General features: G+C 64.0%; 7 protein-coding genes. 6 read left to right on the forward strand and 1 reads right to left on the reverse strand.

Annotated elements, in window-relative coordinates:
* The first annotated feature begins 71 nt into the window (after window positions 1–71).
* From J2Y68_RS07365 to J2Y68_RS07375, 3 genes are all read left to right on the forward strand, one after another.
* A complete protein-coding gene (locus J2Y68_RS07365) occupies window positions 72–1,277 on the forward strand; it encodes an argininosuccinate synthase (protein ID WP_309991592.1) in 1,206 nt (401 codons plus the stop codon).
* On the forward strand, window positions 1,274–2,689 hold the full coding sequence (argH, locus tag J2Y68_RS07370) for an argininosuccinate lyase (RefSeq protein WP_309991595.1): 1,416 nt from the start codon (window positions 1,274–1,276) through the stop codon (window positions 2,687–2,689). The genes J2Y68_RS07365 and argH overlap by 4 nt, the downstream gene beginning before the upstream one ends.
* A 74-nt stretch (window positions 2,690–2,763) precedes the next feature.
* Entirely contained in the window at window positions 2,764–3,501 is a 738-nt protein-coding gene (locus J2Y68_RS07375; RefSeq protein ID WP_309991598.1) for a maleylpyruvate isomerase family mycothiol-dependent enzyme, read from the forward strand.
* Window positions 3,502–3,579: 78 nt separating this feature from the next.
* On the opposite strand, the gene J2Y68_RS07380 is transcribed toward J2Y68_RS07375, so the two are convergent.
* A complete protein-coding gene (locus J2Y68_RS07380; RefSeq protein WP_309991599.1) occupies window positions 3,580–5,082 on the reverse strand; it encodes an AlkA N-terminal domain-containing protein in 1,503 nt (500 codons plus the stop codon).
* 82 nt (window positions 5,083–5,164) lie between these two features.
* Here J2Y68_RS07380 and J2Y68_RS07385 point away from each other — a divergent pair, with 82 nt between their 5' ends.
* The 3 genes from J2Y68_RS07385 (at window position 5,165) to tyrS (ending at window position 9,500) form a co-directional block, all read left to right on the forward strand.
* Complete coding sequence (locus tag J2Y68_RS07385) at window positions 5,165–5,833, forward strand: DNA-3-methyladenine glycosylase (protein WP_309991602.1); 669 nt, start codon at window positions 5,165–5,167, stop codon at window positions 5,831–5,833.
* Between the two features lie 90 nt (window positions 5,834–5,923).
* Window positions 5,924–8,152, forward strand: coding sequence for an ATP-binding domain-containing protein (locus J2Y68_RS07390; protein ID WP_309991605.1), 2,229 nt, complete (start codon window positions 5,924–5,926; stop codon window positions 8,150–8,152).
* Between the two features lie 37 nt (window positions 8,153–8,189).
* Window positions 8,190–9,500 (forward strand): tyrosine--tRNA ligase, encoded by a 1,311-nt coding sequence (gene tyrS, locus J2Y68_RS07395; RefSeq protein ID WP_309991608.1) that lies wholly within the window; start codon window positions 8,190–8,192, stop codon window positions 9,498–9,500.
* Window positions 9,501–10,324 lie beyond the last annotated feature (824 nt).

Consider the following 10,324-nt stretch of genomic DNA (forward strand, 5'->3'; position numbering starts at 1 on the left):
ATTGATTCAGCAGCATCTAATTCACACAGTATTGATTCGAATGAACCAAGCAACAACAAAGGAGCACTCTCGTGACTGAGCGCATTGTTCTGGCCTACTCCGGTGGCCTTGATACGTCCGTAGCCATCGGCTGGATCGGTGAAGCCACCGGCGCCGAGGTCATCGCTGTGGCCGTCGACGTCGGACAGGGCGGCGAGTCCCTGGAGACCATCCGCCAGCGCGCCCTCGGTTGCGGCGCCGTCGAGGCTTACGTCGCTGATGCACGTGACGAGTTCGCCAACGAGTACGCCATGCCGACCCTGAAGGCCAACGCGCTCTACCAGGGCCACTACCCGCTGGTATCGGCTATTTCCCGCCCGGTCATCGTCAAGCACCTCGTGAAGGCTGCCCGCGAGTTCGGCGCCACCACCGTTGCCCACGGCTGCACCGGCAAGGGCAACGACCAGGTCCGCTTCGAAGTGGGCATCCAGACTCTCGGCCCGGACCTGAAGTGCATCGCACCCGTCCGCGACCTCGCCCTGACCCGCGACAAGGCCATTGCCTTCGCCGAGGAAAAGGGCCTGCCGATCGAGACCACCAAGAAGAACCCGTACTCGATCGACCAGAACGTCTGGGGACGCGCCGTCGAGACCGGTTACCTCGAGGACATCTGGAACGCTCCCACCAAGGACATCTACGACTACACCGCCACCCCGGAATTCCCGCCGGCACCGGACGAGGTCACCATTTCCTTCCAGGCCGGCGTGCCGGTAGCGATCGACGGCGTGAAGGTCACCCCGCTGCAGGCAATCCAGGAACTGAACCGCCGTGCAGGCGCCCAGGGCGTCGGCCGGATCGACGTGGTTGAGGACCGCCTTGTGGGCATCAAGTCCCGCGAAATCTACGAAGCACCGGGTGCCATGGCGCTGATTACCGCGCACAAGCACCTCGAGGACATCGCCATCGAGCGCGAGCAGGCCCGCTTCAAGGCCACCGTTGGCCAGCGCTGGGCCGAGTTGGTCTACGACGGACAGTGGTTCTCCCCGCTGAAGCGCTCCCTGGATGCGTTCATCGAGGACACCCAGAAATACGTTTCCGGCGACATCCGCATGGTCCTCCACGGCGGCCAGGCCATCGTCAACGGTCGCCGCTCCGAGACTTCGCTGTACGACTTCGACCTCGCCACCTACGACACCGGCGACACCTTCGACCAGTCCATGGCACGCGGCTTCATCGAACTGTGGGGCATGTCCTCCAAGGTTGCTTCAGGCCGTGACCTCCGGGTTGCAGGGGAATGACCAGCGCAACAAACGAAGGCGCACTGTGGGGCGGCCGGTTCGCCGGAGGCCCCGCGGATGCGCTGGCCGCGCTGAGCAAGTCCACGCACTTTGACTGGCGGCTGGCCCGCTATGACATCGCCGGTTCCAAGGCCCACGCCCGCGTGCTGGCCAAGGCCGGACTGCTGGACGACGCTGAGCTTGAAGGCATGCTCGCAGCCCTCACCCAGTTGGACGAGGACGTCGCCAGCGGCGCCTACCTCCCGGCTGAGAGCGACGAGGACGTGCACGGTTCACTGGAACGTGGACTGATCGAGCGTGCCGGCACCCAGTTGGGTGGCAAGCTCCGTGCGGGCCGTTCCCGCAACGACCAAGTGGCCACCCTTGGCCGCATGTTCCTGCGCGATCACGCCCGCATCATCGCCGGCGGTGTCCTTGCCACCATCGATGCTCTCGTGGAGCAGGCCAAGGCGCACCACGGTGTGGCCATGCCGGGCCGCACCCACCTGCAGCACGCCCAGCCAGTCCTCCTGAGCCATCACCTGCTGGCCCACGCCTGGGCTTTGCTGCGCGATGTGCAGCGGCTCCAGGACTGGGACAAGCGCGCCGGTGTTTCGCCGTATGGTTCGGGTGCCCTTGCCGGTTCGTCGCTGGGACTGGATCCCGAGGCTGTTGCCGCGGACCTGGGTTTCTTCTCCGCCGTCCACAACTCGATCGATGGCACTGCTTCGCGCGACGTCTTCGCCGAGTTCGCGTGGGTGTGCTCCATGATCGGCGTGGACCTTTCCCGGATCTCCGAAGAAGTCATCTTCTGGGCCACCAAGGAGTTCTCCTTCGTCACGTTGCATGACTCGTATTCCACGGGGTCATCGATCATGCCGCAGAAGAAGAACCCGGACGTTGCCGAGCTCGCACGTGGCAAGGCCGGACGCCTCATCGGCAACCTGACCGGGTTGCTGGCGACGCTCAAGGGCCTGCCTCTTGCCTACAACCGTGACCTTCAGGAGGACAAGGAACCGGTGTTCGACGCCGCCGACACCCTGGAGCTGCTGCTCCCGGCCGTGTCCGGCATGATCGCCACGCTCACGTTCAACACCGAACGCATGGAATCGCTGGCTCCGCAGGGCTTTGCCCTGGCAACCGACATAGCCGAATGGCTGGTCCGGCAGGGCGTGCCCTTCCGTGAAGCCCACGAGCTGTCCGGCGCTGCCGTCAAGCAGGCCGAAGGACGTGGCGTGGAGCTGTGGGACCTGACGGACGAGGAATACGCGGCGATCTCTGAGCACCTCACTCCTGAGGTCCGCAGCGTGCTCAGCACCGAGGGTTCGCTCAACAGCCGCAACTCCCAGGGCGGAACGGCACCAGCCGCCGTCGAACGCCAACTGGCGGCCCTGGAAGCGGAACTGGACGCAGCGCGTTCTTACGCAGGCTAGACACTGAACACTCCTGTGGGATGGCACGTCATGTGCTGTCCCACAGGTGTTTAAGCGTGCGTTAGCATGGCGCTATGACTCAGATCACCCCTGGGACGTTGCCCGCTGAGCTTCACAAAGCCGCCGGCACCGTCACCCGTCTCCTTGCCAAACTCGACGATAGCTCGGTCGCTGGGCCGTCCCAACTCCCCGGTTGGACCCGCGGCCACGTGCTGGCCCACATCGAAGGAATTTCGAACGCGATGGCCCGGCAGCTGGAGTACGCGCGCCGAGGCGAGACCGTGGAACTGTACGACGGCGGCATGGACGGCCGTACGAAGGCGATCGAACTTGCCGCAGGACACAGCCTCGCGGAACATACAGAGGCTGTTACTGCTGCCGTGGGCGCGGCCATCGCCGCTTTTGACGCGTTGGGGCCGGAGGATTGGCAAGCGCGCATCGCCTATAGGGACGGAACAGTATTTGACGGCGGCCTGGCGCTGTGGCGCGAACTCACCATCCATGCCTCGGACCTCGGTTTGGGCTTCGGACCCGAGACGTGGAGCCGGCCGTTCTGCGAGCACCTCATCGGGTTCCTGGCAGCACGTGTTCCGGATTCCTACAAATTTGTTCTGCAGCCCACTGGCCTTCCCCAAATGAGCATCGGAACCGGCAGCACCTCGATCGCCATCACTGGCATGCTGACGGACATAGCCGCCTGGCTGGCCGGCCGCGAGCCCAGCCTCGGAAGCCTGCGTGCCACTGCAGCGGCCGACGGAGTAGAGCTGCCCCAACTCCTGCCCTGGCCCGCAGCACAGCCGGCAGCCCGCTAACCGCTGACGCTCGCTCACGTTCCGCCCGCTAACCGCTGACGCTCGCTCACGTTCCGCCCGCTAACCGCTGACGCTCGCTCACTTCCCGGCGGCTGAAACAGGACGCTTGGCTGCGGCCCGCCACAGATGCATGGTCGCGTAGGAGCGCCACGGGCTGACTTCGCTGAAATCGGTGCTGAGCCCCGAGCGAGTCGGCAGGACTTTCAATCCGTTCCGCACGGCGGCGTCGTTGGCAAGGAAGACATTGGGGGCGCCAAGCACGCGCATGGCCACATACCCGACCGTCCATGGCCCCACGCCCGGCAGGGGGAGCAGTTTGCGTTCGAGGCTTTCAAAGTCGTCGCCATACCCGAAATCAAGTTTCCCCGTGGCCATTGCTTCGCTGGCTGCCATGATCGAGTCGATCCGGCGCTGGGGTCCGCGAAGCAGTGCCCGACCTTTTTCGGCGAGTTCCGCCGTCGTCGGAAACAGCCTCTCCAGCCCCGGCCGGGACCCTTCCGCGGTGGAGCCCGCGGCCGAGAGCTGGGTCAGTGCGGTGCGGGCGGCGGCCACGGTGATCTGTTGGCCGATCATGGCCCTTACCAGCAGTTCCTGGGGGTCCACAGCTCCGGGCACCCGGATTCCCGGGATCGTAGTGACACTTGCCGCGAGACGGGGGTCCGCGGCGAGGGCGTCATCGATCGCCTGCGGATCAGCGTCCAGGTCGAACAGCCTCCGGACGCGGCTCAAGAGGGTGGGGAGGTCGTGCAGGTCCACGGTGCTCGCCTTGAGCTGCAAAAATCCGCCAGGCGAGGAGGGCTTGTAGGAAACCGAGAACGACGCGGTACCCCGGGGGAGACGCAGCGTCCTCGCATAGGTCCTGGTTCCGTCCTCTAACGTGGCCGCATCTTCGATGCCTGGAATGGCGCGAACTGCGAGGAAATCGAAAATCCCGGAATCGAACGGTTCTCTGCAGGGCAGGTTCAGTGTCAGCGCCGCAGGAGCTACGCCCGGTGCTGCCCCAGCACCCCGGCGTTGCGCGGACTTTGCGCCGGTGGCGCGCATCGCCGTCGGGGTCATGGCGAACACTTCGCCGATAGTTTCGTTGAATTGCCGCACACTGTTGAATCCGGACGCGAAGGCAACGTCCGCGAGCAGCATGTCCGTTGAGACCAGCAACGTCCTGGCCGTCTGCGCCCTGCTGGCCCGTGCAAGCGAGAGGGGACCGGCGCCAAGTTCGTGGCTGAGTATGCGGTTGAGCTGCCGGGCGGAGTAGCCCAGCCGGCGCGCCAGACCGTCGACGCCCTCGCGGGTGATAACGCCGTCGTTGATGAGCCGCATTGCCCGGCCGGCGACGTCCGAGCGGATATTCCACGCAGGCGTTCCGGGGACTGCCTCAGGGATGCAGCGCTTGCATGCACGGTAACCGGCCTCGTGAGCAGCAGCTGACGTCTCATAGAACGTGACGTTCTCGGCTTTCGGCGTCCGGGCGGGGCACGACGGCCGGCAATAGATGCCGGTGGAGCTGACAGCAGTGAAGAATTGGCCGTCGAACCGGATGTCGCGGGCGTCGATTGCCCTGTAGCGCTGCCAGAAGTCCATGGCTCCATCCTGCCAGCGGGCCAGGGCAAGTTCTAGCGGAAATCGGACATGGCCGTCGGCGCGACTTTGCTAGGGTCTGGGCATGAGTCCGTCCGTGGAGAATTATGTTCTCGAGCCAATCAAGGTCCGTGAATTCCTTGCCGGCGATCCCCGTGTCATCGCTCCTCTGATCCTCGGGGCCGTCCTGACGCACCGCTCCGAAGCCGGTCCCGTCTCGGTCCGGCTCACGGAGGTGGAGGCCTACATGGGACCACGGGATTCGGAACACCCGGACCCCGGATCCCATACCTTTGGCGGCCCCACACCCAGGAACGCACCCATGTTCGGCCCGGCCGGGTTCCTCTACGTCTATTTCACCTACGGCATGCATTACTGCGCCAACATCGTCTGCGGCCCGGACGGCGCTGCTTCCGCGCTGCTTCTGCGAGCGGGCGAGATCGTGGAAGGCGACGGGCTCGCCGCCGTCCGGAGGCCTGCTTCCAAGGCGCACAAGGATTTGGCCAGCGGACCTGCCAGGCTAGCCTCAGCCCTGGGACTTACGACGGCGGACACCGGCCGTGACGCGCTCGCGGAACCGTTCAGCCTCTGGTTGCCCAGGACACCTGCAGCTGCAGTGGCCAGTGGGCCCAGGGTGGGGGTTGCCGGACCGGGAGGAAGCACCGAGTATCCATGGCGTTTTTGGATCGAGGATGATCCCACGGTGTCGCGTTACAAGGCAGCAAAGGCTCGTAACCGCACGCCTGCTACCTGACGTAATCCGCCAGGTGACTTCAACCCCACACGTTTACTGAAATCGCTGTAGAATGGTAGGTCTGTCTTTTGCGATAGGGGTTACGGTTCGATGCACGACGCTGATTTGGTCCACGAGCAGGAATATGTGGCTGGGCTGTACGCCCGGCTCGATGAGCTGCGCGCAGAAAAGCGCGCCCAGCTGGCGCAGGTGCGCAAGGCCGGAGCGGTGGGAACCATGCAGAACGTTTCCGAACGTGACGCGTTCGCTGCACTGTACGAAGACCGCCTGGCACAGCTCGACGCCGTCGATGACCGTCTGGTGTTCGGTCGGCTGGATCTGGACTCCGGGGAGGCCCAGTACATCGGCCGCATTGGCCTGTCCACGGCCGACCTTCAACGGCTCATGGTTGACTGGCGTGCTCCTGAAGCCGGCCACTTCTACCAGGCGACCGCCTTTGACCGCCAAGGCGTGCGCCGTCGTCGACACTTGATCCTGCAAGGCCGGGACGTCAAGGCGATCGAAGACGACGTCCTGGACGCCGGCATGCTCGCCGATAACGACTCCCTCCAGGGCGAGGGCGCCCTTCTGGCGGCACTGAACTCCAAACGCACGGGCCGCATGTCGGACATTGTGGGTACCATCCAGTCCGAACAGGACCGGATCATCCGCTCCTCCATCTCCGGCGCCCTGGTGGTCCAGGGCGGTCCCGGCACTGGCAAGACTGCCGTTGCCCTGCACCGTGCTGCCTACCTGCTGTACACGCACCGGGATCGGCTCAAGAGCGCCGGCGTCCTGCTGGTTGGCCCGTCGTCGTCGTTCATGCACTACATCGAACGCGTGCTGCCCTCGCTGGGTGAAACCGGCGTGGTGATGGCCAGCCTGGGCCGCTTGATGCCCGGTATCAACGCCGTTCCCGAGGAAGACGCGGATGTTGCTGCCCTCAAGGGCAAACTGGATATGGCCAAAGTTGTTGCCAATGCTGTGGCCAACCGGCAACGGACTCCCGCCGAAGACCGCATCCTGGAAGTTGATTCCCGGAAGCTCACCCTGACGGTCCGCCAGGTACGTCGTGCCCGCGAAAAGGCGCGGGCAACGGGCAAGCCGCACAACGAAGCCAGGCTCACATTCGTCAAGATCCTCCTTCGCGAGCTCACCGAGCAGTTGACGGACCTCGTCGAAGAATCGAACATCGGCAACAACGCTGACCGCGCATACCTCGCCGAAGACGTCCGCTCCGCACGCGATGTCCGCATCGCGTTGAATCTCTGCTGGATGCCGATGACGCCGGAGAAACTGATCTCCGAGCTGTTCAGCAAGCCCGCCATCCTTGAGGCTTGCACTCCGGACCTTACGCCTGAGCAGCGCGCACTCCTGCAGCGGCCCGTTGATGCCCCGTGGACCGAAGCGGACGTTCCGTTGCTGGACGAAGCGGCCGAGCTGCTGGGTGAACTTGACCCGGCCGCCGGCAGGGGATTGGCCCAGCAGGAAGCAGATCGGGCCCGCGACCTTGCCAACGCCAAGCAGACCCTTGCCAACATGGAAGCCATGGGAGTGGATGTCCTGGTGACCGCCGAGGAGCTTGCCGAGCAGAACCAGGAGCGCGAGGGACGCCTGACGGCAGCCGAGCGTGCCACCAGCGACCGTTCATGGGCATTTGGCCACATCGTGGTTGACGAAGCCCAGGAACTCTCACCGATGCAGTGGCGCCTCCTGGTGCGGCGGTGCCCCCTGAAGTCGTTCACCATTGTGGGTGACATCGCCCAGACGAGCGCCGCGGCCGGCGCCAATTCGTGGCAAAGTGCCCTGGCGCCGTCGTTCGGTGACCGTTGGACGCTGGAAGAACTCACCGTCAACTACCGCACGCCGTCGCAGATCGCGGAGGCCGCCGTCCGTATGGCCAACCGGGCAGGCCTTGTGGTCTCGGCCCCCAAGGCCGTCCGCGAGGGCAAATGGTCGCCCATTGTGGACCGCGTGGACTCGGACGGCATTGTGCGGCGCCTGGTCGAGGTCCTGCCGGAGGAAGTGGAAGCGATCGACGGCGGCCTGCTGGCTGTGATTGCCGATGGCCCCTTGCTGCCGCAGGCCACCGCTGCCTTGCGGGAAGTCTACGGACGCCGTATCGGATCCGGTGCCGGCAGCTACGAGCAGGACATCGTGGTGATCAGCCCCAAGGAAGCCAAGGGCCTGGAATTCGACGGTGTTGTGGTCCTGGAACCGGCAGCCATGCTGAACCATGAACACGGCAAGGTGGGCGACCTCTACGTCGCCATGACGCGAGCTACCCAGCGTCTGCGCCTGATCGCTGCCGCTCCGGTACCGGCCGGCATTGAGCGCTAGGCAAAACGGGACCTGCAATCCTGCTAACTTAGATCTCGTGTCACACGTAAACAACCTCGAGTCCCAGCACAACGATCCCGCCTTTGCCAACGTCTGGCAGGAGCTCAAATGGCGCGGCTTGGTCCACGTTTCCACTGATGAAACTGAACTGGAAAAGCTGCTCGCCGGGGACCCGATCACGTATTACTGTGGCTTCGATCCCACCGCACCGTCGCTGCACCTGGGCAACCTCGTTCAGTTGTTGGTCATGCGCCGCCTCCAGTTGGCCGGCCACAAGCCGCTCGGCCTGGTCGGTGGCTCCACCGGCCTGATTGGTGACCCACGCCCGACGGCGGAACGCACCTTGAACACCAAGGACACCGTTGCAGAGTGGGTCGGCTACCTTCAAGGCCAGGTGCGCCGCTTCCTGAGCTTCGAGGGCGAGAACCCCGCGCGCATGGTCAATAACCTTGACTGGACCGCACCGCTGAGCGCCATCGATTTCCTGCGTGAAATTGGAAAGCACTTCCGTGTGGGCACCATGCTCCGCAAGGATGCTGTCGCTTCACGCCTGAACTCCGACGAAGGCATCAGCTACACCGAGTTCAGCTACCAGATCCTGCAGGGCATGGACTACCTCCAGCTCTTCCGCGACTACGGTTGCGCACTGCAGACCGGCGGCTCGGACCAGTGGGGCAACCTCACCAGCGGTACGGAACTCATCCGGAAGGTCGAGGGCAAGAGCGTGCACGCCCTGGGCACACCGCTCATCACCAACTCCGATGGCACCAAGTTCGGTAAAAGCGAGGGCAACGCCATCTGGCTCGATCCCGAAATGTGCAGCCCGTACACGTTCTACCAGTTCTGGCTGAACACCGCTGACGCCGACGTCGTGGACCGACTCAAGGTGTTCACTTTCCTTTCGCGTGCAGAAATTGAGGCGTTGGGGGAGTCCGTGGCTGAACGTCCGTTTGCCCGGGAGGGACAGAAGAAGCTCGCCTTCGAAGTCACTTCACTGGTACACGGCGTTGACGCCACCGAAAAAGTGATTGCCGCTTCGGCTGCGCTTTTCGGCAACGGTGACCTTACGGTTCTGGACGAACGCACCCTGGAAGCTGCCACCGCGGAACTGCCGTCGGCCACCATCGGCGCGGACGGGCTGGGGATCATCGACCTCCTGGTTGCCTCGGGACTCTCCGACAGCAAGTCCGCCGCTCGCCGAACTGTGGGCGAAGGTGGTGCGTACGTGAACAACACCAAGGTTTCGGACCCCGACGCAGTCATCGCGCAGGACCAACTGCTTCACGGCCGGTACCTCCTGCTCCGACGTGGCAAGAAGAACCTGGCCACGATTGAGGTTTCGGCCTAGATCCGCTTAGTAATCCAGCTCTGAAAGGGCCGGCAACCGTTATGGTTGCCGGCCCTTTCTGTGTTTAAGCACGCTTTTGTGCTGCGGCGTGGCTGGGCTGCGGCGGGGCGGTGATCCTCGGCGCGCTCTGTCGTTCCTCCCCTGGACGCGCGCTGCCGGACCATCGCCCCCGCTTTTCCGGACGCTCGCTCACATCCCGCCGGTTTCAAACCGACGCTCTCTCACGTCCCGCCGGTTTGAAGCCGATCCTCGCTCAGGTTCCGCCGGTTTGGAGCCGATCCTCGCTCAGGTTCCGGCGCTTTCGGCCGGATGCTCTTTCACGTTCCGTGGTGTTCGACGGCGGTGCTTGGCGTTGTGGTTCTGTCTCGCTGGTGGTTGCGGGGTGGTGTGATGGGGTTCACTGTGTGGTGTTTTGGGGGTTGGGGTGGTTTTTGGGGTGTTGGTGGGGTTGTTTTCCGGGTGTTTGCGGGGTTTTTGGGTGGTGTTGGGGTGGATTTGGTTCGGGGGTTGGGCGCGTGTAAAGTTATCTGAGTCGCCGCCGCTGATGCGGAAAAAGTGGTGACAGACTCCCTTCAAATCACCGGTTTCGGTAGTGCTTTTGTGCGCTTCGGATGTGGTGGGGGAGGCCCAGGGTTGGTTTGCTTTGTGCGGCTGGGTCGGGTAAGTTTGAAAAGTTGCTCCGGAGCGATCCTGGACCCTTTGGTGGGTGTGGGTGGTGCCGGTTAGTATCTGTTGTTTGAGAACTCAATAGTGTGCCAAGTTTGTTGATACCGATTGTTTTATTGATTGGTTGAAATTATGGCTGGATCATTGCGCACCCCCGT

The sequence above is a fragment of the Paenarthrobacter nitroguajacolicus genome, from assembly GCF_031455195.1.
Taxonomy (GTDB): Bacteria; Actinomycetota; Actinomycetes; order Actinomycetales; family Micrococcaceae; genus Arthrobacter; species Arthrobacter nitroguajacolicus_D.